The following is a 26,180-nucleotide window of genomic DNA, read 5'->3' as shown; positions in this document are numbered from 1 at the left end:
GCCAACAAAACACAACATCGCTCGCCGCAAATTAAAAAAATAGCCGTCGGCGCGCAACGCTCACTTTCGATAGGGTAAACGTTTATGGACGGTACTACGCTGTTACCGCTGATCGGGATACCGATCGTGGTTATTGGTTTTGCACTGCGCTTCAACCCGCTACTGGTGGTTGTGGTGGCGGGGCTGGCGACGGGTCTGCTGGTCGGCATGGATTTCGGTATGCTGCTGGAAACCTTCGGCGAGAAGTTTGTGAATAGCCGATCGCTGGCGACCTTCATTCTGATCCTGCCCGTTATCGGTTTGCTGGAGTACTACGGGCTTAAAGAGCGCGCCCAGGCCTGGGTGGCGAAGATCGCCAGCGCCACATCTGCGCGTATTCTGATGCTCTACTTTGTCGCTCGTGAAGGTACGGCTGCACTGGGTCTGATGTCGCTGGGCGGTCATGCACAGACGGTACGTCCGCTGCTGGCACCGATGGCCGAAGGGGCGGCGCTGAACGAATATGGCGAGCTGCCGCAGCACATTCGCGACAAAATCAAAGCCCATGCCGCCGCGTGTGACAACATCGCGGTCTTCTTTGGGGAAGACATCTTTATTGCCTTTGGCGCGGTGCTGCTGATTGACGCGTTCCTGAAAGAGAATGGCATTCAGGGCATTGAACCGCTCCATATTGGTCTGTGGGCCATCCCGACCGCGATTGCGGCATTGATTATTCATATGACGCGCCTGCTGCGTCTGGATGCGAGCATCCGTCGCGACGTGATGGCCTGGCGCGCGGAGCAGGGAACGCAGGAGGCCGCGCAATGATGACGCTTATTACCATTAACCGCGTGTACTACCTGATTGGCTTTGTCGTGATGCTGCTGGTTGTGATGACCCTGCGCGATCGTGCCAATCCTAAGCGTTTTACCACTGCGCTGTTCTGGTTTTTATTCGGCGGGATCTTCCTGTTTGGCGACCTGATGGTGCAGGAGCTCGGTAAATCGCTGGCCTACCGGATCATTGGCGGCAGTGTCATCGTTATCGCGCTGCTGGCGGGTTTTGGGCTGGTCGGGAAAGGGCACTATAAAATGGCCTCCGATGAAGAGCGGGTTGCCTCGTCAAACCGGCTCAAAAACTGGCTGTTCCTGCCCGCACTGATGATCCCGGTGGTGACGGTTCTCGGGACGTTATTCCTGAAAGGGGTTTCTGTAGGCGGTGTGTTCCTGCTCGATCAGAAACAACTCACCCTGGCGGCACTTTGCGTGGCTTGTGTCGCGGCGATCCTCACCGGCTGGTGGCTGACCAAAGGCACGCCGCTGCATGCGGTTCGTCAGTCTCGTCGTCTTGTCGATACCATCGGCTGGGCGGTGATCCTGCCGCAAATGCTGGCCATGCTCGGCGGCGTGTTCGTGGCGGCCAATACCGGTGATTCAGTGCAGAAGGTGGTGAGCCTGTTCGTTAACCCGGATAGCCGCTTCATGCTGGTGGTCATCTACTGCGTGGGTATGGCGCTGTTCACCATGATCATGGGTAACGCGTTTGCGGCCTTCCCGGTGCTGAGTGCCGGCATCGCCTTACCGTTCCTGATCAACGTGCATCACGGCAACCCGGCGCCGCTGCTGGCGATTGGCATGTACGCGGGCTATTGCGGCACGTTAATGACGCCGATGGCGGCGAATTTCAATATCGTTCCCGCCGCGCTGCTGGAGCTGAAAGACAAATATCAGGTGATCAAGATCCAGATCCCAACCGCGTTAACCCTGCTGGTGGTGAACGTGTTCTTAATGTATTTCCTCGTGTTTCGCTAAGGAGCTGTTATGGAATTAACGCAACATCAGGCTGACGCGTTTGCCCGCATGCCATTGACCTATTTGCGCCAGGAATATCCGAACCACATTATGCACCTGCTGAATGATGATGGAGATGTTCTGCCACCTCGCGAATTGCACCCGATTTTCTACGGCTGTTTTGACTGGCATTCGGCGGTGCACGGCTACTGGCTGCTGCTGCGCTGCGTGCGTCTTTATCCAGAATTGCCGTGCAGAGAGGAGATTGTCGCGCTCATCGATGAGCACCTGACAGAAGAGAATGTGGCAAAGGAGTTGGCCTATTTCACCGCCCCGTTCCGCGCGTCGTTTGAGCGGCCGTATGGTTACGGCTGGCTGCTGGCGCTGGCCCAGGAACTGAAACAGTCGTCGTTGCCTCAGGCCGCTGGCTGGTATCAGACACTACAACCCTTAACGCTGGACATTCGCGACAGGCTGGTAGATTACCTGAATAAGCTCACCTATCCGATCCGCGTCGGGACGCACTACAACACGGCGTTTGCGCTCGCACTGGCACTCGATTACGCCCGGGGAGTGGAAGATAGTGCGCTTGCGCAGTCTATTCTGACGGCGGCGGAGCGGTTTTATCTTGCCGACACGCGTTATCCGGCTCACTACGAACCCGGTGGCGATGAGTATATTTCCGGCGCGTTGACCGAAGCGTTACTGATGAGCAAGGTGTCAGAGGACTTCCCGGCGTGGTTTGACGCGTTTCTGCCGGAGGTGGGGTCGATTGCGGCACTGATGAACCCGGCGGAAGTGAGTGACCGAACCGACCCGAAAATTGCTCATCTGGACGGATTAAACCTGAGCCGTGCCTGGTGTATGAAGCATATTGCCAAAGCATTGCCGGCAAACCATCCGGCACAGCAGGCATTGCGTGATGCCGTGACAAAACATCTTGCCGCAAGCGTAGAGCATGTGGTGGGTAGCCACTACAGCGGCGGACACTGGCTGGCGAGCTTTGCGTTGCTCGCTCTGGAATAAACGAAGGTGCAGCGCCGTCAGGCGCTGCACCAGGTTTAGGCTGCGGCCCGGACTGCGGGACGTAGCCTGCTCAGGCTAAACAATACCGATCCCGTTGAGGCAATCACGGCGATCCACAGCGCCAGATGGACCGTTTGCTCATCAAGCGTTTGATGTTCGGGTGCTGCGGCGATGGTCAGCAGAACGCCTACCACGGCAGCGCCGAGACACTGACCAAATGTTCGGACGATAGACAACACCCCGGATGCATAACTGGCATTTTCCCGCGCCACATTCGAGAGCATTTCCCGGTTATTGGGGCTCTGGAAGCAACCAAACCCCACACCGCAAACCAGGCTACGCAGGCAGATATTCCATGCGGAAGGATTGGAAGGTAACGTCGCCAGCAGAACCAACCCGACGACAAAAATAATCAGTCCGATGGTCGAAATCAGCGGTGCTGAAAGCGTATCCGCCCAACGCCCGGCATGCGGGGCAATCAGCACGATACCGATTGGCCACGGTGTGAAAAGCAGGGCGGAAACGACCGGACTGTAGCCATAGACGCTCTGAAACAGGAACGGCAGCGCGACAAACGTGATGCCCTGACTCACAAATGAAGCCAGAGAGGTCAACGCGGCAAGTGTAAAGCGGCTATTTTTGAACATGACGGGGGGCAGTAATGGCGCCCGGCTGCGGCGAATATGCCAGATAAAGGCGATGGCACTGACCATGGCGATAAGCGCCCACGTCACGCTTTCCTGACCAGCGCTTTGCAACACGTGCTGAAAACTGTTGGCCGTCATGATCGTCGAACCTAACAGTGCGGCAGAGAGCACCGCCCCCATCGTATCAAAGGGAGCACTATCAACAGCCGCTTTGCGCGGTAAAGCCTTCCAGGCCAGCAGCAAGGCAATGCTTCCTGGAATAATGTTAATGGCGAACAACCATTGCCAGCTCAGCGTGTCCAGTATCGTTCCGCCCAGCACGGGCGCAATCGCGGTGCTGGAGGCGATAAGCAGAGCGTGTAACCCCAGAATGCGGCCAAGCAGTCGACCGGGGAACACGGAACGCAGTATCGCCGGGGCTATACTGAGGGTGGCCGCACCGCCGATACCCTGCAATATACGCATTCCGATCAACACCTCGGGTGTTTTCGCCAGTGCGCAGCCGAGGGAGGTGAGCGTAAAGGTGGTAAGCCCGGCCAGAAAGACCCGCCGATAGCCAATGCGAGCCGCCAGCGCAGCGAAAATGGCGAGTGTCATTGCCGCCGACAACAGATAACCATTCGCAAACCAGACCGCGACATTCGCGGACACCTGCATGGCATTCGCCATGGAGGGCAGCGCTATGTTGATCATGGTGCCATCAAAGACGCCCATCAGCGTGGTGGTCATCACTGCGGCCATGACCCGGGCGCGTTCATCTCCCGGCAGCCCTTCATCACCAGGTTGATTTGAAAATAGCATCATCATCGTAACTCCAGATAAGAATGTTGATGACGAAACTATAACCATGGGGTATACAGGGCGGAAGACGCAGCATTTGCAACTTATCGTTGCATTAAACGCCTTATATGAGGAACCACCGTGACCGATCCTGATTTTAATCTGCTTGTTGCGCTCGACATCCTGCTGGCTGAAGCCAGTGTTGCGGGCGCGGCGCGGCGTTTAAACCTGAGTACCTCCGCCATGAGCCGTACGTTGAGCAGACTTCGGGAGGTGACTGGCGATCCGATCCTGGTGAGAGCCGGGCGTCATATGGTACTGACACCCTGGGCCGAAGCCACACGGGACCGCGCCAGAAGCGCCGTGCATGAGGCGAGGGCGGTGCTGCAACCCTCTGCCGACACACTGAAGGTGGAAAGTCTGGAGCGGCTGTTCGCCATCAGAGCCAACGACGGTTTTGTGGTGGCGTTTGGGCCCTTGCTGATTGCCGCCGTGGCGGACGTCGCACCTGACGTGTGTATCCGTTTCACCCCGAAACCGGAGAAAACGTCGCGCTATCTTCGCGAAGGGCTGGTTGACCTGGAAATTGGTGTGCAGAGCAATATGGGGCCTGAAATCCGTCTGCAAAGGTTATTTCAGGATCGGTTTGTTGGCGTGGTGCGCAAGGGGCATCCGCTGGCGTCACTCCCGACGGTAAGCCTGAATGATTACGTCTCCTGGGGGAATGTGGTCGCCTCACCCGACGGATCGTTACACGGTTTTGTCGATGAGGCGCTGGCGGAATTGGGGATGAAACGTAAAGTCGCCAGCGTGGTGCCGGGTTTTCCGACGGCGCTATCCGTCGCGCTGACGTCTGATATGATCGCGATGGTGCCGGCATTGTATTTGCTGAATCAACCGATGACCGGGTATGCGCACGTCTTTGAACTGCCTTTCAGGGCCCGAACTATCACGGTCTCACAGATGTGGCACCCGCGAATGGAAAGGGACCCTGGCCATCAGTGGCTCAGAGAGAAAGTTCGCGACGTGTGTCGGGCGGTGCGCTGACGACTTATACACCTTTTCGCGGTACGGTGAGGATGAAGCGAGTCGATACGGTATCCGATTCCACATGCACTTTACCGTGATGCGCAGTGACGATGGACTTGACGATGGCAAGCCCAATGCCGCTCCCTTCACCTTTACGTTGTCTGGATGGATCAACCCGATAAAAACGATCAAACAACCTTGGCAGATGTTCTTCCGGGATGGGGGTTCCGGGGTTTTCAATCACCAGTTCAAAATCGCTGTCCTGTTCTCTTATCGAGACGGTGACCGCTTTTCCTCCCGGGGTATAGCGCAGCGCATTAGAGATCAGATTACTAATTGCTCTTCGGAACATCTGCGGATCGCCTTCCGTCAGGCAGGGCATACCGTTGAATTTCAGCGATACGTTGCGTTCTTCCGCCCACGCCTCAAAGAAATCGAACACTTTTACGACCTCTGCACTCAGGTCGAACATGACCTTGTCAGGAATGAGCTGGTTATTATCCGCCTGAGCGAGGAAAAGCATATCGCTGACCATTCTGGTCATCCGGTTGTATTCTTCAAGGCTTGAGTAGAGTACATCTTCCAGCTCCTTCTGCGAACGGTTCTGGCTCAGCGCGATTTCGGTTTGCGTCACCAGATTCGTGATGGGCGTTCTGATTTCGTGTGCGATATCGGCAGAAAAGTTAGCCTGGCGGGTAAAGACATCTTCAATCTTTTCAATCATATGGTTGAATGAGATCACCAGCTGTTCCAGTTCGACAGGCACGCGGGACGGCTCCAGCCGCGCATCGAGATTTTCAGAGGTGATGTTTTTGATGGCGGTGCTGACGTTACGCAGTGGCAGGTGCCCCTGGCGAACCGCGATACGAACGATAAGAATAATCAGCAGGCTTATCACCGTGGCGATCGCGAACAGATTCTTTTTCAGCGCCTCAAGGTAGTGCAGATGGAAATTAATGGAGAGCCCGATCAGCATGACATAGCGCTGCGTTTTGCCCTGCAGTGTCGCCGTTCCTGAAGAGGCGATAATCCGGTACGTTTCCATTTTCATATCAGACCCGGCGTGCATTGACCCGGCGGGTTCCTCTACCGACCAGAGAAATACGTCCTGTGCGCGACGGTGCGTGCTAAAGTCTGCCGAGTTCATCGCCGGGCGTAATGCCGCCCCTCGTGCCGAGCTGAACAGTTCATTTCCCTGCGGATCAAGAAGCAGGACGGCAACGTTGCGGTAACTGGCAATCGACTCTTTGATTTTACTGACTTTCTTCTGGTCAGGTTCTGACGGGGACTGCAATATGCGCTGCATCGCGGTGCTGATTTGCTGCAGATCGCTGATATCCTGCTCGGCAAAATGTTTTTCAACAGAATGCAGCATAAACCAGGCAAAGGCGAAAAAGGCCAGTATCGTGGAGAGGCTGATAAAAAAGGTCAGCCGCAGGGCAAGAGAAAAAGGGCGCCTGAGGGCCTTACTGCGCATCCGGGACCTCCAGCATATAGCCCACGCCGCGCACCGTCTGGATAAGTTTAGGCTCATAATCGCTATCTATTTTCGCCCGCAGCCGCTTCACCGCAACGTCAATCGCATTTGTGTCGCTGTCAAAGTTCATGTCCCAAACCTGGGAGGCTATCAGGGAGCGGGGGAGCACTTCTCCCTGATGACGCATGAAAAATTCCAGCAAGCTGAATTCTTTGCTGGTCAACAGAATACGGTTTCCGGCGCGGCTCACTTTTCTTGAAACGAGATCTACCGTCAGGTCCGCCACCTGAAACTGGCTTTCTGTGATCACCGTATTTCCGCGTCTTAGCAGCGTTCTCACCCGGGCGAGAAGCTCAGCAAAAGCAAATGGCTTTATCAGATAATCATCTGCCCCCAGCTCCAGCCCCTTAACCCGGTGTTCGATCGTGCCGAGGGCAGTCAGTAACAGTATCGGCATGCCTTTTCCGGCAGAACGAAGCATGCGGACAATATCCCAGCCGTTCACATCGGGAAGCATGATATCCAGTATCAGTAGATCATATTCGGCGGTCATGGCGAGATGGTACCCATTCAGCCCATTGTCAGCGTGGTCGACAATAAACCCTGCTTCAGTGAGCCCCTTGCTGAGGTATTCACCGGTTTTAATTTCATCTTCAACGATCAATATTTTCATCTTGCTCCCCTGACTGACTGCTGATGACATTCTAGTGAGCCTGCGACCGTTAACAATGACTTACGGTAAAAATGACAACATTGTCATTATCCTGTCACCCGTCAAACAGGATGCGTTCAGTAGAGTAGCCCTAAAAATACTCTGGATTTCATTTGAACCGTTATGTTCCTGTTAAAACGACTTAGCATCAGTACAGTATTTATCCTCGCAGGCTGCGTTTCGCTGGCACCTGACTACCAGCGACCGGCAGCGCCTGTACCTCAGCAGTTTTCGCTTTCACGCAACAGCCTCACACCCGCAGTGACGGGATATCAGGACACTGGCTGGCGTCACTTTTTTACCGACTCTCAGGTCGCCGGGTTGATTAACGAAGCCCTGAATAACAATCGTGATTTAAAAATGGCCGCGCTGAAGGTTGAGGAGGCCCGGACACAGTTCAATGTGACCGACGCAGATCGTTATCCTCAGCTGAATGGATCGTCTGGTATCACTTACAGCGGTGGTCTGAAAGGTGACAAACCTGGCACACAACAGTATGACGCAGGTATTGCGCTTAGCTACGATCTCGATTTCTTCGGCAAGCTCAGAAACATGAGTGAGGCTGACCGACAAAATTATTTCGCCAGCGAAGAGGCGCGTCGTGCCGTGCATATTTTGCTCGTCTCGAATGTGTCGCAGAGTTATTTCAACCAACAACTGGCGTATAAACAACTGCGTATTGCACGGGATACGCTGAAAAATTACCAGCAGTCCCTGGCGTTCGTTGAACAACAGCTTATGACCGGCAGCACGAACGTCCTGGCGCTTGAACAAGCTCGGGGGCAAATTGAAAGTACCCGGGCAGAAATTGCCAAAAGAGAAGGGGAACTGTCGCAGGCCAACAATGCCCTGCAGCTGGTCCTCGGAACCTATCGTGCGCTTCCATCCGAAAAAGAGATGAACGCCAGCGATATCGCACCAGTAAAACTGCCGCCGCATCTTTCATCAGAAATACTGTTGCAGCGCCCGGATATTATGGAAGCGGAGTATCAGCTTAAAGCAGCTGATGCCAGTATCGGCGCGGCACGTGCGGCCTTTTTCCCGTCCATATCGTTAACCAGTGGTCTTTCGACAAGCAGTACGGAATTATCCAGTCTCTTTACGACAGGGAGTGGAATGTGGAATTTTATCCCTAAAATTGAGATCCCCATTTTTAATGCGGGCAGGAATAAAGCCAATCTGAAACTGGCTGAAATTCGCCAGCAGCAATCTGTTGTTAATTATGAACAGAAAATTCAGTCCGCTTTCAAACAGGTTGCTGACGCGCTCGCGTTGCGAGACAGCATCAACCAGCAGCTTGATGCACAACAACGTTATCTTAATTCTCTGCAAATAACGCTGCAGCGTGCGCGAGGGTTATATTCCAGTGGTGCGGTCAGTTATTTAAATGTGCTTGATGCGGAACGTTCGCTGTTCTCTACGCAACAAAACATCCTCGACCTTATCTATTCCCGGCAGGTTAATGAAATTAATCTATTCACCGCGCTGGGTGGCGGTTGGGCTGAGTAAACTTATTTAATTAAACAGGAAAATAAAAATGCGTAATTCTCTTAAAGCCGTTGTATTCGGTGCGATCTCTGTGATGTTCTCTGCCAGCCTTCAGGCTGAAGTTCATCAGCATGAGGAGATGAGTGTCGCCAGTGATGCCGGCGCAGAGCAAATCATCAACGCCACGGGTGTCGTGAAAGACGTTGACCTCACGAATAAAAAAGTCACGATTTCTCACGAAGCTATACCTGCAATCGGCTGGCCTGCAATGACCATGAGTTTCACTTTTACTAATGCTGACGAGAGCATCAATGCCTTAAAACCAGGTCGTCATGTTGATTTTTCATTTGTTCAGCAGGGCAATATCTCTTTACTTAAGAGCATTAAATAGAGAGGAATGGCATGACCTCTTTCAAAATAAAATATGCCGCCATGATTATCAGCAGTCTCCTGATTGGAGGAGTGATATCCGTGACGGCATGGCAAACAATTCATGCATCTGAAAAAACAGAAAATAGCGCATCTGAAAGAAAGGTACTTTTCTGGTATGACCCGATGAAACCAGACGTTAAATTCGATAAGCCCGGTAAATCGCCGTTTATGGATATGGACCTGGTGCCGAAATATGCGGATGAAAATAGCGAAAAAAGCAGTGCCGGTATACGTATTGATCCGACGCAGGTCCAGAATCTGGGGTTAAAAACACAAAAAGTCACCCGTGGAACACTGAATTATTCCCAGACGATCCCGGCTAACGTCAGTTATAACGAATATCAATTCGTCATTGTCCAGGCACGCTCGGAAGGTTTTGTTGAGAAAGTGTACCCCCTGACAATTGGCGACCATGTAAAGAAAGGGACACCACTTATTGATATCACGATACCGGACTGGGTAGAGGCGCAGAGTGAGTTTCTGCTGTTATCCGGTACCGGCGGTACACCCACGCAAATAAAGGGGGTTCTGGAACGGCTTCGGCTTGCCGGCATGCCGGACGATGACATTCAGAGGCTACGTGCAACCCGGACTATCCAGACCCGGTTTACCATAAAGGCACCGATTGACGGCGTGATCACGGCTTTTGACCTGCGTACCGGTATGAATATTTCTAAAGAGAAAGTGGTCGCGCAAATTCAGGGAATGGATCCGGTCTGGATCAGCGCTGCAGTACCTGAATCTATCGCTTATCTGCTGAAAAACTCGTCGCAGTTTGATATTTCCGTACCCGCTTATCCGGATAAATCGTTCCCGGTCGAAAAATGGAACCTTCTGCCCAGCGTGGATCAAACGACCCGCACATTGCAGGTGCGATTACAGGTATCAAACAAGGATGAGCTCCTGAAACCGGGCATGAATGCGTTTCTGAAACTGAATACCCAAAACCCGGAAATGCTGTTGATCCCGTCCCAGGCCGTGATAGACACCGGCAAAGAACAGCGTGTGATTACCGTCGATGCTGATGGTCGTTTTGTGCCCAAAAAGATCCACGTTCTGCACGAATCTCAGCAGCAGTCCGCTATTGATACTGGACTGAACGAAGGGGATTCGGTGGTGGTCAGTGGTCTGTTCCTGATTGACTCCGAGGCCAATATTACCGGTGCGCTGGAACGTATGCGCCGTGCTGAAAAAACTGACGACACGCATTCAGGTCATTAAGGAGACGATGATGATTGAATGGATTATCCGGCGGTCAGTCGCCAACCGTTTCCTGGTGATGATGGGGGCGCTGTTCCTCAGCGTGTGGGGTACCTGGACCATCATCAATACCCCGGTCGACGCCTTGCCCGATCTGTCTGACGTTCAGGTGATTATCAAAACCAGCTATCCCGGCCAGGCCCCGCAGATTGTTGAAAATCAGGTCACGTATCCGCTCACGACTACCATGTTGTCGGTGCCAGGCGCAAAAACCGTGCGCGGATTTTCTCAGTTCGGCGACTCGTATGTATATGTTATTTTTGAAGATGGTACCGATCTGTACTGGGCCCGATCTCGCGTTCTGGAATACCTTAATCAGGTTCAGGGCAAACTGCCTGCGGGGGTGAGTTCTGAAATCGGCCCTGATGCCACGGGCGTGGGCTGGATATTTGAATATGCTCTGGTTGACCACAGTGGAAAGCACGATCTTTCAGAACTGCGCTCATTGCAGGACTGGTTCCTGAAATTTGAACTCAAAACCATCCCGAACGTGGCTGAAGTCGCGTCCGTGGGCGGTGTGGTTAAGCAGTATCAGATTCAGGTCAATCCGTTAAAACTGGCCCAGTACGGTATCAGCCTGCCGGAAGTTAAGCAGGCGCTTGAATCGTCTAATCAGGAAGCAGGGGGATCATCTGTTGAAATCGCGGAGGCGGAGTATATGGTCCGCGCCAGCGGTTATCTCCAGACCATTGATGATTTCAATAACATTGTCCTGAAAACCGGTGTAAACGGGGTCCCGGTTTATCTGCGTGACGTTGCCCGCGTACAAACAGGCCCGGAAATGCGGCGTGGGATAGCAGAGTTTAACGGTCAGGGAGAGGTCGCTGGTGGCGTCGTGATCCTGCGTTCGGGCAAAAATGCGCGCGACGTCATTACGGCGGTGAAAGATAAACTGGAAACGCTAAAGGCGAGTTTGCCCGAAGGGGTCGAGATCGTGACGACTTACGATCGCAGCCAGTTAATTGACCGGGCCATAGATAACCTGAGTTCTAAACTCCTCGAAGAATTTATTGTGGTCGCCATCGTCTGTGCGCTGTTTCTGTGGCATGTACGCTCTGCGCTGGTGGCGATTATCTCACTACCGCTTGGGCTGTGTATTGCCTTTATTGTCATGCACTTCCAGGGGCTGAATGCCAATATTATGTCACTGGGAGGTATTGCCATTGCCGTTGGCGCGATGGTGGATGCGGCCATCGTGATGATTGAAAACGCACACAAACGGCTGGAGGAGTGGGATCACCAGCATCCGGGGGAACAGATTGACAACGACACGCGCTGGAAGGTTATCACTAACGCCTCCGTCGAAGTGGGCCCTGCGCTGTTTATTAGTCTGCTGATCATCACCTTATCGTTCATCCCCATTTTTACCCTTGAAGGGCAGGAAGGGCGGTTGTTTGGTCCGCTGGCGTTTACAAAAACCTATTCCATGGCGGGTGCGGCCGCGTTGGCTATCATCGTGATTCCTATCCTGATGGGGTTCTGGATACGCGGGAAGATCCCTGCTGAGACCCGTAATCCACTGAACCGGTTGTTGATTAAGGCCTATCATCCGCTATTGATTAGGGTGCTTCACTGGCCGAAAACCACTTTGCTGGTCGCGGCGTTATCCATCTTCACGGTTATCTGGCCACTGAGCCAGGTTGGCGGTGAGTTTCTGCCGAAGATCAATGAGGGCGACCTGCTGTACATGCCGTCAACCTTGCCAGGCGTTTCGCCGGCTGAAGCCGCCGCGATCCTGCAGACCACGGATAAATTAATCAAAACCGTGCCTGAAGTCGCTTCTGTTTTTGGCAAAACCGGGAAAGCCGAAACGGCAACGGATTCCGCACCGCTCGAAATGGTAGAAACCACGATTCAGTTGAAACCGGAAAATCAGTGGCGGCCCGGCATGACCATCGACAAGATCATTGATGAACTGGACAAAACGGTACGTTTGCCGGGCCTGGCTAACCTCTGGGTACCCCCCATTCGTAACCGAATTGATATGCTCTCAACCGGGATCAAAAGCCCGATAGGTATCAAAGTGTCTGGTACGGTTCTGTCTGATATTGACGCCACGGCGCAGAACATTGAGGCGGTCGCCAAAACCGTGCCTGGAGTGGTTTCAGCCCTGGCAGAGCGCCTGGAAGGGGGGCGCTACATTGATGTGGACATCAACCGGGAAAAGGCCGCTCGCTACGGTATGACCGTAGGTGATGTGCAGCTGTTTGTCTCCTCAGCCATCGGCGGGGCGACGGTGGGTGAAACAGTAGAAGGTGTCGCTCGCTATCCAATAAATATCCGCTATCCCCAGGACTACCGGAACAGTCCAAATGCGCTGAAACAGATGCCGATCCTGACGCCGATGAAGCAGCAGATCACGTTGGGTGATGTCGCGGAGGTTAATGTGGTCTCCGGCCCGACCATGCTGAAAACGGAAAATGCCCGGCCAGCAAGCTGGATTTACATCGATGCGCGGGGCAGGGATATGGTATCGGTGGTAAATGACATTAAGACGGCAATCAGTCAGAACGTGAAGCTGCGGCCAGGTACCAGCGTGTCATTCTCTGGACAGTTTGAACTGCTCGAGCACGCGAACAAGAAACTGAAGCTGATGGTGCCGGTGACGGTGATGATCATCTTCATTCTGCTGTACCTGGCATTCCGTCGCGTAGATGAAGCCTTATTGATCCTGATGAGTCTACCGTTCGCCCTGGTCGGGGGGATATGGTTCTTGTACTGGCAGGGCTTCCATATGTCTGTGGCTACCGGGACCGGATTTATCGCCCTGGCCGGGGTTGCAGCCGAGTTTGGTGTGGTCATGCTGATGTATCTGCGACATGCCATTGAAGCGCATCCGGAGTTATCTCATCGGGAAACATTTACCGCAGAGGGGCTCGATGAAGCGCTTTATCATGGTGCCGTACTGCGTGTTCGACCGAAGGCGATGACCGTTGCGGTGATCATTGCAGGTTTACTGCCTATTCTCTGGGGAACCGGTGCGGGGTCAGAAGTGATGAGCCGGATAGCAGCGCCAATGATTGGGGGGATGATCACAGCTCCGCTGTTATCACTGTTTATTATTCCTGCGGCGTATAAATTGGTTTGGATGCGGAGGCACAAAACAGCGAGCGCATTTCGTGAAGATGACAGAGGAACGGATAGCTGATAAATTAGCTATTCAATAACCTATTCATAAAGCGATTCAACACCATGACAAATCGATCCGAAACGTTACGTCAGTTGCTGAGGAAAGGCCCAATATCGGTAAGGCAACTTACTGATAATATGGGAATTAGTCAGCCTACGGCTTCGAGAGCGATTAAAGCGCTTGGTGATGAAGTGGTGCGTATTGGCTCTGGTCCATCTATTCATTACGTACTACGCGATGCGCTTCGTGGGTTCAGTTCGGCCCCTATTTACCGCATCACCGAAGAGGGCAAGGTCAAGCCGCTGGGGCAGCTCATACCGGTTTATCCCGATGGTTTTGTGATGGAGCAAGCGGATAACATCTGTCTTCATAGCGATGGGCTGCCGTGGTGGCTCTTTGATATGCGGCCTCAGGGATATCTTGGCCGGGCGTATGCATCCCGATTTTCAACTGAACTTGGCCTGCCGGCAAATCCTGAAAACTGGACAGACTCCGATGTTATAAGGGCCTTACTGGCTCATGGGCACGATGCGGTAGGGAACGTATTAATAGGAGAGCAAGCGCGAAACCATTTTGTGGATATGCCGCAGCCTGTTGCAGTGGAGCGGGCAACGGCATATCCGTCGTTGGCTCTGGCCGTTAGCTCCGGAGAGGTGCCGGGTTCCTCCGCTGGCGGTGAGCAACCAAAATTTTGCACCTATACAGAACGTGGTCATGTCATCGTGAAGTTCACGGCTCCCGACGATAACCCCATAAGCGAACGCTGGCGAGATCTTCTACTGGCAGAACATCTTGCGTTAAAAGTGCTTGATGTTGAAACAGAGGTATTTGATTTTGGTGGACAGCGTTTCCTTGAAATCCCACGGTTTGATCGTGTAGGACCACTTGGCCGTAAAGGTCTTTTTTCGTTACGGGCTCTGGAGGCGGAATTTGTCGGCCGAGCAAGAGAGGCCTGGCCCGTATTGGTTAACGAGTTGGTTAAGCAGGGATGTGTTCATCCTGATGCCATCGCAGGAACGGCGCGGCTTTGGGCATTTGGCATGTTGATCGGCAATACCGACATGCACCACGGGAATCTGTCGTTTATTAGCGCCCATGGGCGTCCTTATCATCTTGCGCCTGCCTATGACATGCTGCCCATGGGATTTGCGCCGAAGTCGGGGGGCGGAATGTTGAATACACTTCGTCCGGCAATGCTCCTTGATGCGATTGTGGGAGAAATCTGGCATGAGTCACTTGAACTGGCTGAGCGCTTTTATGCTTTGGTCAGCAATTGCAACCGTTTTTCTGCCAGCTTTGCGCCATGCGTGGCGGCGTTACGCGCACATCTTGACGAGGCGAGGTCAAGGATATCGCGTCTGGGATAATGCAATGCATTCGGACCTTGGCTTATGAAGTTGAAAACCCGCAGATGACTTTGCGGGTTTTTTATTCCAGCCACAAAAAGGTCGACAAATCAAAATATAAAATATTTATGCAATTAAGTTTTGATTAAGAAAAATAAATTAACAATTAACGATTGCTTAATTGTTAATTTAAAACAAAACCGTTTTTTTGCCTTTTTCTGAATGGAGGGATATTTATCCTGATAATAATTAAGCACTTGAGATATTGTTCTTGATTAAGAGCTTATAGTCGTTATTGATGCTTTGTTTTTGTCATTAAGTGGTGTATTGCATTGCGCGATTAATGGAGCAGCAAAATGAAATTCTGAATTATTAAAGTCAGTTGCGGGAAGTGATTACACCACCCATATTTAAGAACGTTCTGATTGCCAGTTATTGCATTGGCAAAAATATAAAATATATCACAAGCAGCTTCTGCCAGATTGAAGCTGGCGGGGGCTTTATTGACAAATCTGTATGGAAATAAATGGATCCCAGAAACCATTTCAAAATAGATGGGGCGAACTCCGAAAAGCCAAATGAGTAGGATGACTAATATCGAGGAAATATCATGTCGAATCAAGAGACTATTGTTGGTGGCTGGACGGCTTATCATACATTGACCGAAAAAGATTGGCAGGTATTTAAAGAAGCCATGGCGGGATTTGTTGGTGTAACGTATGAGCCGCAGGCCGTCTCAACGCAGTTAGTGGCCGGGACAAATTATCGCTTCAAGTGCCTTGCTTCAATTCCGCCTGCATTAGTGGTGTGGGAATCTATTGTTGAAATCTTCCAGCCTTTGCAGGGTGCTCCACATATTGTCGGAATCACCAGAATCTGAATTTTAATTAATACTGTGTCAATGCGTGATTTAGGAAAGCATTCCAGACTTTGACGGTCTATTTCTTAAATAAGTGATTTTTATTAACTTGGTGTTTTATATTTAACCGAGTTCAAAAAGTCCACTCCGTTCTTAGTAACTGAAAGGGTATTTAATAATGCTAAATCATATTCTACAGGCTGGCACCAATCCATCGATTAACAGTAATAACATGAAAGCGAGCGCTGATGCCTCTACCACAGCAGCCGTGATCATTCAAAACTATGTCGGCACCATTTTAACGCAGGCCGATCTCTCCCTGCCGGATATATTACCTCATCTACCGGAACATCAGGCAAAGGCCAGAGACCATGCCACATCCTGGCGTGATGTCATACAGCCGCAAATGATCTCAACCAATACGGATATTGTAAGCTTCTCTAACAATTTTGATTCCTATTATGATCCTTTGGTTAAGCTGGCGGTAAAAATACAGCAAAACCCTTCGGACACAGCATCAATTAATACTTTTAAACTGGGTGTTCAGCAACTTCAGGCGCTGGTCGCTCAAAAACAAACCGCTACGCATACCGTGGTTAATTCAGTGGGCGGTTTCCAGACAACGCTTGCCGAAGATGCCCGCAATTTCGCCAGTGATTTTACTACGGCAGAAGCGGCATTAGCCGGTAAAGACGGACAAATTGCCGCTCTGGGAAAACAAATCGACGCTATTAATTCCGCCATGAGTAAGGACTTAACTATGATTGCAGCGGGTTCAACCGCCGCAGTGGTAGGAGGATTAATGATTGCCGTGGGGGTACTGGCGGAAATTGCGACCGCAGGCGTCAGTACCGCACTGATTGTCGGTGGATTGGTGGTCGTCGGGGCCGGTGCTGGTGTTGCCATTGCCGGGGGGGTTGACTATGCCAAGCAAACCAGCGCGCTCAGCACGGCCATTACGACCAAAACAAAACTACAACAACAGTATTCTGCCACCAAAAACGTGAATACGATTGTTCAGAATCTTTCGGGCCAGGCATCCGCTGCGGTTCAGGCCGCGGGTTCTTTACTGGCAGGTTGGCAGACGCTTGAACAGGACTTTATTGTCTTCCAGTCGGCGCTGACCAGCGCGACCCCAGATTTAGGCTATTTCCTGATCGCGCAACTCAATGCGGCGAAAGCGGACTGGGATGATGTTGGCAATCATGCCCGTAAGCTATTGGATTATGGTTCTTTACCGGTCAGCAACGCATCGGTCACCAGCAGTGGGATCCTGTTGCCTAACCCAACGGCGACATTTGCACGGCTGGCTGCTGCATAGCGTTCATCAATCATCAATCAGGCCCGTGAGGGTCTGATTGTTTTAGCAGACAAACCGGACGCATCGTTTCACGATGATGCCAATAAGTGACCCGTGTCTAAGGTTCAGAGTATGCCAGCATTGAAAGTCAGCTTTACTCAGGCATTAACGGCTCAACAAAATGTGCGTCAACAGATGATGCAGGTCGCACAACAATTAGAACAGCTTCCGCCCATTAACGATCCGCAGATCTCCGATCTGAATGAAAATATCTTTTCCGTCCGCAATCATGCAAATTATTATCTGTCTGACATTGTGGTCAAAATGGATTCGTTGTATTCCGAGGTTATCAAGTTTGGAGGTGAGCTGGATTCTACGGTTGCCAACATCCGTTCTGAATTAAATGGTCCTGACGGACAGGAATATCTCACAAAAGCTCAGGGGCAGATTAAGCAGTTACTCGCCGACAGCGCGCCGCTATCCGCCTCTCTGAATGATTTCAATAAGGTTATTATTTCCTTTAATAATGACATTACGACGGACTCAAGGAACTTGCTAGCCGATCAGCAAAGGGCACAACAGTTATTAGCTGCCGATCAGGCAAGGTTAGAGGCTCTTAACGCTCAGCTGAATGCGCTGAATGCTGAGCTTGAAAGTAAAAAGAGGATGGAAATTATCATCGGTATTTTTACTCTTGGGATTGGCGCCGCGATTATGGAATTGACAGGCTATGTGCAAAGCACGGAGCGGGCAATTGCTCAGGCGCAACAGGAAACGGGAATGCTTTATCAGGAAATAGGACAACTTGGTGCCACCAGTGATGCACTGAACGCATTGACCAAAGGAACCGCTATTTTGTGTGGCCTGACACAATCTCTTCAATATGGTTGGCAAACCGTGACGGCCGAGCTGTCGGAGGTCACTCAACAACAGGTGACTGCGGATTTTCTTATAGTCTCCGTTAATGCCGTGCAGGCGAACTGGCAGGAAGTGATGCGCACCGTTGAGCAATTGCAGTAAGCCAAAAACCAATTAACGACTTTGAGGTTTTCATTATGATCATGCAAGCCATTGCAGCTGCGAAAAATGATACTGAATCATCATCAACCAATGCCTTAATGACAGGTATTCAGGGGCTTTGTTGAATAAATCGAACTTTTGCTGAGTTGAAGGATCAGATCACGCATCCTCCCGACAACACAGACCATTCCGTGGCAAAGCAAAAGTTCAGAATCACCAACTGGTCCACCTACAACAAAGCTCTCATCAACCGTGGCTCCCTCACTTTCTGGCTGGATGATGAGGCGATTCAGGCCTGGTATGAGTCGGCAACGCCTTCATCACGAGGAAGGCCCCAGCGCTATTCTGATCTCGCCATCACCACCGTTCTGGTGATTAAACGCGTATTCCGGCTGACCCTGCGGGCTGCGCAGGGTTTTATTGATTCCATTTTTGCCCTGATGAACGTTCCGTTGCGCTGCCCGGATTACACCAGTGTCAGTAAGCGGGCAAAGTCGGTTAATGTCAGTTTCAAAACGTCCACCCGGGGTGAAATCGCACACCTGGTGATTGATTCCACCGGGCTGAAGGTCTTTGGTGAAGGCGAATGGAAAGTCAGAAAGCACGGCAAAGAGCGCCGTCGTATCTGGCGAAAGTTGCATCTTGCTGTTGACAGCAACACACATGAAGTTGTCTGTGCAGACCTGTCGCTGAATAACGTCACGGACTCAGAAGCCTTCCCGGGCCTTATCCGGCAGACTCACAGAAAAATCAGGGCAGCCGCGGCAGACGGGGCTTACGATACCCGGCTCTGTCACGATGAACTGCGCCGCAAAAAAATCAGCGCGCTTATTCCTCCCCGAAAAGGAGCAGGTTACTGGCCCGGTGAGTACGCAGACCGCAACCGTGCCGTTGCTAATCAGCGGCTGAGCGGAAGCAATGCACGGTGGAAATGGACAACGGAATATAACCGTCGCTCGATAGCGGAAACGGCAATGTACAGAATGAAGCAGTTGTTGGGAGATTCACTGACGCTGCGTGACTACGATGGTCAGGTAGCGGAAGCTATGGCCATGGTGCGTGCGTTGAACAGGATGACAAAGGCTGGGATGCCAGAAAGCGTGCGTATTGCCTGAAAATCCAGCCAGCTACAGGGTCGTTCGCACGAAATCTTATTTATTCAACAAAGCCGTATTCAGGGCATCGGTGCTTCTTCGATTGCTCAACAGACTTATGCGAGCACTGTATTATGTCAACCCAACATTCATTTAGATATTTTACCTGACCTTCCTGCACAGCAGGCTATTGCGCGCGATCAGGCGCAGGAATGGTTGTCCTCGATTAATCCGGCGGCTATCTCTTCTCTGGTGAATGTGCGTAATTTTTCGAATCAGGTGGGGGCTTATGTCGATGCACTTCTTCCGGCGGCACAAAAATATGACATGGGGGATAAAAGCCAGCTTCCTTATATCCAGCAGGGCATCCAGCAGCTGCTTTCTCTTGCTCAGAAAAACGTCACTTCCACGGGGGTGTTTGTCGATAACGTCCAGGTTTATGTGAATGGGATCAACAGCAGTCAGAGCACATTTAAAGCGGCTAAAGAAACCGTGCAGACGCAAATTACCGGTGATAAAGGGGAAATATCGGCACTCCGGCAGAAGCTAAACGATCTGAATAAACAGATGGATGCAGATATTGTGCAGATTTCGGCGGGAGCGGTGAGCGACATTATAGGGATCGGCATGATTGTCATTGCGGCCACAACAATTATCGAAACCGGTGGGGCAACACAAACGCTTCTGGCTGCGGGTATTACCCTGGTCGCGGGCGGAACGCTGGCGATGACCATAAGCTCTGCCGATATTGTCAAAGCGCAAAAAGAGTACAGCACAACGTTGACCAATCTCGTCGGGCTTGAATTGGAGGTGGCTGTCTTTGACACGGTTTATAACCAGTTGACGGCCAGTGAAAGACTTTCTCAGTCTGCCATTGATTCCGCTAAGCTGCTGGTCAACGGATGGCAGACCGTTGCTGATAGCTACCAGCAAACGCTGACCGACCTGCAGCAGAGTTCAAAGGGGTATCTGGCACTGAGGCTGAGTGCGATGAAACGCCAGTGGCAACAGCTAGGTGAACAGGCGGGAAGCGTGATGCAGTTAGGGCCGCTGCCTTTCAATACTGTTCCCGCAAATGAACTGAAGTCGAGTGCATGACAAGCGAAGATTAATATTTGGCTGCTGCTGCCCGGTAACCGCCGGGCAGACAGGCTTGTTTCCGTCCGAAGGCGGTACACCGTCAGCGCTGTTGGCTGAAGGTGAGGGGTACAAAACAGAGCAGGGAATGCAATCGCATTCAGCCTGCATTGATCATGCGGCGGTGCGCTTCGGCCATGGCCTCATGTGGGCCGGACTGACCGTTATTCATGAATTCATGGGCAACCGCTGCTCTTTCATGCTCATCCATCGCTGCGTAAGACGTTGACGAGACGGTCATGGATACAGTGTTATTTCCCATCGTCTTCTGATGACTTTCCACACCCTGGATCCTGACAGGAGCCGCGGCAGACTGCATCTGGTGAGCAGGAGCTTGCGCATTGTTGACGCGCTCATGGATATCCACGGTTTCAGTGGCCCAGGCCGAAGAAATTAAACCAAAGCCCAGCAAAGATGTTAATACGATATTTTTCATGATAACTCTCCATTTCTGAATTAGTGATATCCGGGGAAGTACAACCGATATTTTCAGTTCCATAACTGAAACAGGTTCGGCAGTGTTTATTTATCCGGGAGAGGGCTGGATATTCATTTCCTGGCATACTCTGACGCCGAGTATTGATGAAGTGATTCAGCCTTTCTGATAAGTCGCACTAATTATATCGAATGGCTTCTGTTTGCTGCATGACATGCTAATGACATCTTTGTCATGAATGTCAGGGTTTACATCGATAATATACAGAGGTGAATATGAAAATGTTCGCCAGGAAAAATCAGGTAGTTGGGGGGATAGGTAAGTGTATGATTAATCGTAGTCTGTATGAACGGCAGACTCCATTTAACTTATGTTGTGCAAGAATTTAGTTCATAAGAAATAATCATCAATATGATCTTGTTTTAAATGAATATTTAAATTAAAAATTCTACTGGCTACATAGATGACTTCATGAACTAACAGATAAAAGGTGATGTTTGTCGACCTTATCGTTATCTATATGGCATCATGCTGATACTAGTTTCGAGAGAGGATCTCTGCGATGTTTGCTTACAAAGCGGCCATACGGAGATAACACTCTAGTGTAATTGCTGCGGTGGAAATAATGGAATGTCGCACTCACACCAGACAGCGAAGGGATCATTTTTCTCGGGGAAGACCATTCCGGCAATGCTATTCATTTTCACCGCTTTTAACACCTCTACGAGACGTTGTAAATCTTCTTTACCAGACGTATTATTTGACTGATTTCCGACCAGCCTTGTCCAGCTTCCTTTTTTTTCTACGGCATGGATTTGGCCGTTGGCACCCTGAATGAGCCGGTATGACTGATGTCGACTCAGATCTGTAATGGTTGAGAGTTCGTCATGCCCTTCATATCCGAACAGGTAATTCCCATGGTTTTGCCATCTAACTCTTAGCGGCTTGCAATTGTTCGTGTATTGAATAGCCAGAAAATCCGTGGATGTTCTGTCAGCGACGCTGTTACACCTGGGGTCGGTTTTATATTGTACAACTCCCTTTGGTGTGGTTGTGATGAAGTTTCCGCTTACAGGTACCAGAATGCGTTGCTCAGTAACACTATCATCGGAATAATATTGAAAAAGGTTTGTGCCTGATTCGTAAGAAATGGTTCTCTGACCTGTGCGTGCAATGGTATATAACGCATCGGACTTAGGAGCTTCATACCTGAATTCGAAATAATAACTCTGCTTACCTGAATCTTTACATGACTCTATAACTTCTGTGAAATAATGCATATCACTATGCGGCGTATCAAATGTGTATATGTTTTTATAATTACAACCGTTGCTAAATTTATGCGTCAGCGCCCAGTCATTTTTTTCATCATAACTCATCTCCTCTGTTGGCTCGCCCGTTTCAGTTTTGCGGATCATATTAAATAAGTCCGAGTACTGAAAACTGATGGTAATGCCGGCCATTTCTAATTTTGATAGGGTTGAGTAATTTTCAGTGGAGGGGGGGGGCCAGTAAGCTATCTGAACGGCTTTTCCCTTTGCAAACAATTGGGTAATAAAACCAAATTGATCCTGATCTATGTTAATGACAGGCCTTGTGTTTCCTCGCTTCATTCCGATGATGCTACCTCCAAAATAATAAACTGAGATATCGTCAGATAACTGAGTATGTTTCTCTTTGAGTAACCTACCGAAGCGGTCAAATCTATAGCTTATAGAATCGATTTGTGAAATCACACCACTTCCGGATTTTCTCAGAAAGGTTTTGGGCCCATTTGAATACTGCTCGATATTGAATTCATCATACCAATTATAATTATGTTGAGTGATAAGGTAGTCAGCAATAAGTTGGCTGCGGTCACTGGATGGTTCATTATATCCAGCTATATTTGACTCAAACTCTTCTTTATGATGCTCTATAAATTGTCGGTATTTAAATTCGTGTGAAGGAGACTTGAGTATTATTTTAACTCCCCCGCCACATATATTAACTGCCAGTCCATTTTCCTGTAGAGTAAGTGTAGTGCCGATATCACTGCACCAGCCCAGACCAAATGATGATCTCAGCAGCGAACGTGAATTATAGGTCAAATCGAGAGGGACTGAATGCACGTACCGTTCAAGGTTTGCTGTATATATGTAATTAGCATTATTCGGGGACACTAAACCTTTCTCAGCAAAAACCATCGTCGACAGTATAGCCAGCGCGCAAATAAAAAGCCGAGGCCGTAGGAGTTCAGACATATTTACCATCCATAACATGAAGATGAATCATAACCCGATCGATGATGGTGTGATCTCCCGTCACGGCCCCCACTTCAGCGACAACATGAATGACCATCTGCCAGCGCTCACGAGGTATGAGCGCAATCAGCATGACAAAAGCCTGTGCCATTACTGGGACGGCAGCAGCTTCTTTCCAGAGGTCTTGTCTTGCCCTGAAGAAATTTGCCACAAACCAGTCCTGCAACCGCTCATGTCTGAATGCATAAATATTGCCTGTTATTCCCCCTCCGGTGATGATTAATCGCTCATCCCGAAAAAACGTAAGCTCATCCGTTGTAAATTCTGACTCTGAAATACATGAGCTATTGTTTTTCCGCTCATTGTAGGCCAGTTCAGATAATCTGGTGAGTGGCAGTTCTCGATAAAATTTACCTTTATAACGTAGTGAGATGTTCTCCATAAACTGAGATATAATATTTTCATTGCTCACTGCAACATTATGCTTAAATAGCTGTTTGATAATTTCAAGATCGAACGGCGTCAATCCTTCACCAAATTTAAAATTGGCAGGAAGGCCATGAATAATATTCCGTATCTCTTCTAACGAGGTTGTCTGTATTTTATCGTGGAGTAATGCTTCCGTTAAATACTTCTCGGCACTGTCCATAGTCAATGGTGTAATGCGTAACTGTTTGCAATCCTGCAACTCAGGAACAATACCTGGCTGTGACGTTATAATGACGTTTGCTGTGGTGTATCGCAGGCAAAAATCTTGGATCCGCATTCTCGCGACAGGACTGCCTTCATTATAGCCATCAATGATGATACTAAGTGCACCGGTTGCCAGTGCTCTTTCGATGATTTTAAAGTCCGATGCTTCCTCCGGTAATCTGGCATAAACAGCAGCGATAACACCTTCTTCACATTGACGGGCACCAATCATTATCACCGGAGATTGCATTCGATGCACAAGACTCTTCACATACACGCTTTTACCTGAGCCTGACACGCCAGTAAGTAATGTGTAGCCGGAAGGTTTTTCGAGCATTTCGGCGATATTCTTTGACTCAGACCAGGAGCCATTGTCCAGGAGTGCTTCGGCATTAATCCCATTGAAATAAAATGTAACAGCTGCGCGTTTTTTATGAATTTGCTGGACGACAGGTTTTATCAGGAATCGTGTGACACCCGGAACATTAAGAAGTAAATCCAGTATGCCCAATGTTAAAATTTTCCGTAGCATGGGATTTTGCCAGATGATAGCACGGGTAGTGGCTGATGTTCGGTAACGCAGGAATAGCATGATAAGCAGCAATGACTCGGCAATAGCGAGTGCTACGGCCGTATATTTGGTATATTTGGCAATGGTGTAGACTACGCTGTCTTCCATTTCCAATGTTAACGGTGCCTGTAATAGCTCGCGCCAGGGGAAGAGCAATCCCGTTGATGAATAAGCCCGTAATTCAGTAAGTTGTGGAGTATCCATATCCTGAGGGATACTGAATTTTAGTTCTTTATCTGTAATCTGAGCATTCACAATACTTTGTTTACTACCATCATTCAGTACAGCAAAGGCTACAAGAGGGCTTACGGATGGCATGCTTGCAGAAAACCTACCGTTAGATATTTTTCGACTATTCAGGGCTGCCACTAACTCTGGCGCTGGTTCTGAATAAAATGATGCCCCCCCGTAAAAATGTGCGGCCCACAATCCATGGGAGTCCTCAAAAAGGCGTACGACGGGATTAGATGAGTCTGATAAATCAGGAACTTCAAAGATATTTTCACGGAAGACTTTATACACCTGATCCTGACATATTATCCAGGCGCCATCATCAGTGCTACGTATTACATCAATGACTGGTGACTGCACGCTGGCGATCTTTTTAACAATGCTGTTATATAACTGGAAAATTTCCCCGCGAGTGTTTGCGAGTACGGCATAATTATTTTTAGCATTAATTAATGCAGCATAAAAAGACGTGCCAGTTGTACTATCACTTAGCATATTTTGCGGGTTTGAAATAATTTTTATCTGCGAAGAGTCTGTAATCCCGAGAGCGCCGCTTTTAAATCCGACAATTACATGGCTTCCCAAAGTAAATAGATTGGCCACATAATCTAATTTTCGCGGAAAAGGCATTTTTTGTATATTAATGCTACCGTCATGGTAGGCCGCATAGAAAAGCAGACCTTTTTCAGTTTGCATTATTACAGTGCCATTCTCGCTACCAGTGATTGTCATGGGAGAATCATCAGCATCAATCTGTGACTGTGAACTGAGTTTTACGCCGGTATCGATGTTTACCTGAAAAATCTCCCCATCGTTAAGGCTTAACCATAACGTGTTTTCACCAGTACTGGTGGCAGCAGTAACTACTTTTTGACATCCCCCCTCATCTAATACATTAATTTTCTTAATTATTTTCCCGGTGGCATCTGTCTTTGTTATGCTTCCGCACAACTGAATCGCAGTAGCTGAATTTTCTGAGGCGATGACTTCAATAACAGGATTTTCTACAGGTAAAGTAGTTAAGTCACTCCTGATCGTTTGTCCTTTACTGTCAATATGGTAAAGGTTTAATCCACCTAATGTGAACCACGCACCTCCGGAACCGTCTTCACGGACATGCTCAACAGGTAACTTATCTGGGTTCTCGATATTTAATAAATCACCTGAGCCTTTGCGGGCAATACCCTGCGTAACCAAAAAGAAAGGGGAACTGTTGTCATAACCTACAAAGAGTACATCTGTCTCATCGGCAGGGATGGTTTCGCTCCAAGCATTAGAGGAAAAGATTATATATTGTAGAATAAGCAGTAAATACAGCAGTAAATTGTGCCGATTATGAATGCCCATATGATAATCCTACTCAGTTGAATATGTTCAACTACTCAATTTTAGTTCAGAAGAAACAGATTCGTCTGGGTAAAATTGCGGGGGAGCCAAAAATAACGTCATGATCCGGAATAGCACAATTTCACTATAGTTAATCCGGTGTTCATCTTGGTT

Annotated in this window: 20 protein-coding genes; 14 read left to right on the top strand and 6 right to left on the bottom strand. The window is 49.8% G+C overall.

What is annotated here, in order from left to right; all coding sequences use genetic code 11:
• Nucleotides 1-84: 84 nt before the first annotated feature.
• The 3 genes from LCD46_11280 to LCD46_11270 are packed head-to-tail and all read left to right on the top strand — an operon-like array spanning nucleotide 85 to nucleotide 2,795.
• Nucleotides 85-807 carry a DUF969 domain-containing protein gene (locus LCD46_11280; protein ID UOY72848.1) on the top strand — a complete coding sequence of 241 codons (723 nt, stop codon included), beginning with the start codon at nucleotides 85-87 and terminating at the stop codon, nucleotides 805-807.
• Nucleotides 804-1,790: a DUF979 domain-containing protein gene (locus LCD46_11275; GenBank protein ID UOY72847.1), complete on the top strand. Its 987-nt coding sequence runs from the start codon at nucleotides 804-806 to the stop codon at nucleotides 1,788-1,790. The genes LCD46_11280 and LCD46_11275 overlap by 4 nt, the downstream gene beginning before the upstream one ends.
• Nucleotides 1,791-1,799: 9 nt before the next feature.
• A complete protein-coding gene (locus tag LCD46_11270) occupies nucleotides 1,800-2,795 on the top strand; it encodes a DUF2891 domain-containing protein (GenBank protein ID UOY72846.1) in 996 nt (331 codons plus the stop codon).
• A 35-nt stretch (nucleotides 2,796-2,830) separates the two neighbouring features.
• Here the strand turns inward: LCD46_11270 and LCD46_11265 are convergent, their stop codons facing one another.
• Nucleotides 2,831-4,246, bottom strand: coding sequence for an MFS transporter (locus LCD46_11265; GenBank protein UOY72945.1), 1,416 nt, complete (start codon nucleotides 4,244-4,246; stop codon nucleotides 2,831-2,833).
• A gap of 117 nt (nucleotides 4,247-4,363) precedes the next feature.
• Between LCD46_11265 and LCD46_11260 the strand changes: the two genes are divergently transcribed.
• Nucleotides 4,364-5,269, top strand: a complete 906-nt coding sequence (locus tag LCD46_11260; GenBank protein UOY72845.1) for a LysR family transcriptional regulator — start codon at nucleotides 4,364-4,366, stop codon at nucleotides 5,267-5,269.
• A gap of 4 nt (nucleotides 5,270-5,273) precedes the next feature.
• Here LCD46_11260 and LCD46_11255 read toward each other — a convergent pair whose 3' ends face one another.
• Nucleotides 5,274-6,728, bottom strand: coding sequence for a Cu(+)/Ag(+) sensor histidine kinase (locus LCD46_11255; GenBank protein UOY72844.1), 1,455 nt, complete (start codon nucleotides 6,726-6,728; stop codon nucleotides 5,274-5,276).
• A complete protein-coding gene (locus LCD46_11250) occupies nucleotides 6,718-7,401 on the bottom strand; it encodes a copper/silver response regulator transcription factor (protein ID UOY72843.1) in 684 nt (227 codons plus the stop codon). The genes LCD46_11255 and LCD46_11250 overlap by 11 nt, the downstream gene beginning before the upstream one ends.
• Before the next feature lie 162 nt (nucleotides 7,402-7,563).
• On the opposite strand from LCD46_11250, the gene LCD46_11245 reads away from it, so the two are divergent.
• The 10 genes from LCD46_11245 to LCD46_11200 all read left to right on the top strand — a co-directional run bounded on the left by LCD46_11245 (nucleotide 7,564) and on the right by LCD46_11200 (nucleotide 20,467).
• The gene (locus tag LCD46_11245) at nucleotides 7,564-8,949 is read left to right on the top strand and encodes an efflux transporter outer membrane subunit (protein UOY72842.1); all 1,386 of its coding nucleotides are present in this window, start codon (nucleotides 7,564-7,566) and stop codon (nucleotides 8,947-8,949) included.
• Between the two features lie 28 nt (nucleotides 8,950-8,977).
• Nucleotides 8,978-9,319 carry a cation efflux system protein CusF gene (cusF, locus tag LCD46_11240; protein UOY72841.1) on the top strand — a complete coding sequence of 114 codons (342 nt, stop codon included), beginning with the start codon at nucleotides 8,978-8,980 and terminating at the stop codon, nucleotides 9,317-9,319.
• Nucleotides 9,320-9,330: 11 nt separating this feature from the next.
• A complete protein-coding gene (locus LCD46_11235; protein ID UOY72840.1) occupies nucleotides 9,331-10,581 on the top strand; it encodes an efflux RND transporter periplasmic adaptor subunit in 1,251 nt (416 codons plus the stop codon).
• Between the two features lie 10 nt (nucleotides 10,582-10,591).
• Nucleotides 10,592-13,768 (top strand): Cu(+)/Ag(+) efflux RND transporter permease subunit SilA, encoded by a 3,177-nt coding sequence (gene silA, locus LCD46_11230; protein UOY72944.1) that lies wholly within the window; start codon nucleotides 10,592-10,594, stop codon nucleotides 13,766-13,768.
• Between the two features lie 44 nt (nucleotides 13,769-13,812).
• Nucleotides 13,813-15,117: a type II toxin-antitoxin system HipA family toxin YjjJ gene (yjjJ, locus tag LCD46_11225; GenBank protein ID UOY72839.1), complete on the top strand. Its 1,305-nt coding sequence runs from the start codon at nucleotides 13,813-13,815 to the stop codon at nucleotides 15,115-15,117.
• Nucleotides 15,118-15,706: 589 nt separating this feature from the next.
• Entirely contained in the window at nucleotides 15,707-15,976 is a 270-nt protein-coding gene (locus LCD46_11220) for a hypothetical protein (protein ID UOY72838.1), read from the top strand.
• A gap of 157 nt (nucleotides 15,977-16,133) precedes the next feature.
• Entirely contained in the window at nucleotides 16,134-17,276 is a 1,143-nt protein-coding gene (locus LCD46_11215) for an alpha-helical pore-forming toxin family protein (protein ID UOY72837.1), read from the top strand.
• Nucleotides 17,277-17,387: 111 nt separating this feature from the next.
• Complete coding sequence (locus LCD46_11210; protein UOY72836.1) at nucleotides 17,388-18,275, top strand: HBL/NHE enterotoxin family protein; 888 nt, start codon at nucleotides 17,388-17,390, stop codon at nucleotides 18,273-18,275.
• Nucleotides 18,276-18,421: 146 nt separating this feature from the next.
• Nucleotides 18,422-19,390: an IS5 family transposase gene (locus tag LCD46_11205; GenBank protein UOY72835.1), complete on the top strand. Its 969-nt coding sequence runs from the start codon at nucleotides 18,422-18,424 to the stop codon at nucleotides 19,388-19,390.
• 42 nt (nucleotides 19,391-19,432) lie between these two features.
• Nucleotides 19,433-20,467: an alpha-helical pore-forming toxin family protein gene (locus LCD46_11200; protein UOY72943.1), complete on the top strand. Its 1,035-nt coding sequence runs from the start codon at nucleotides 19,433-19,435 to the stop codon at nucleotides 20,465-20,467.
• A 139-nt stretch (nucleotides 20,468-20,606) separates the two neighbouring features.
• Here the strand turns inward: LCD46_11200 and LCD46_11195 are convergent, their stop codons facing one another.
• From LCD46_11195 to LCD46_11185, 3 genes are all read right to left on the bottom strand, one after another.
• The gene (locus LCD46_11195) at nucleotides 20,607-20,942 is read right to left on the bottom strand and encodes a copper-binding protein (protein UOY72834.1); all 336 of its coding nucleotides are present in this window, start codon (nucleotides 20,940-20,942) and stop codon (nucleotides 20,607-20,609) included.
• Between the two features lie 599 nt (nucleotides 20,943-21,541).
• Nucleotides 21,542-23,185, bottom strand: a complete 1,644-nt coding sequence (locus tag LCD46_11190; GenBank protein UOY72833.1) for a hypothetical protein — start codon at nucleotides 23,183-23,185, stop codon at nucleotides 21,542-21,544.
• Nucleotides 23,178-26,027 (bottom strand): hypothetical protein, encoded by a 2,850-nt coding sequence (locus tag LCD46_11185; protein UOY72832.1) that lies wholly within the window; start codon nucleotides 26,025-26,027, stop codon nucleotides 23,178-23,180. The genes LCD46_11190 and LCD46_11185 overlap by 8 nt, the downstream gene beginning before the upstream one ends.
• Between the last annotated feature and the right edge of the window lie 153 nt (nucleotides 26,028-26,180).

The organism is Enterobacter ludwigii (genome assembly GCA_023023105.1).
GTDB lineage: Bacteria > Pseudomonadota > Gammaproteobacteria > Enterobacterales > Enterobacteriaceae > Enterobacter > Enterobacter adelaidei.
The sequence above is the reverse complement of the archived record's forward strand: the minus strand, read 5'-3'. Positions and strand labels throughout refer to the sequence as shown.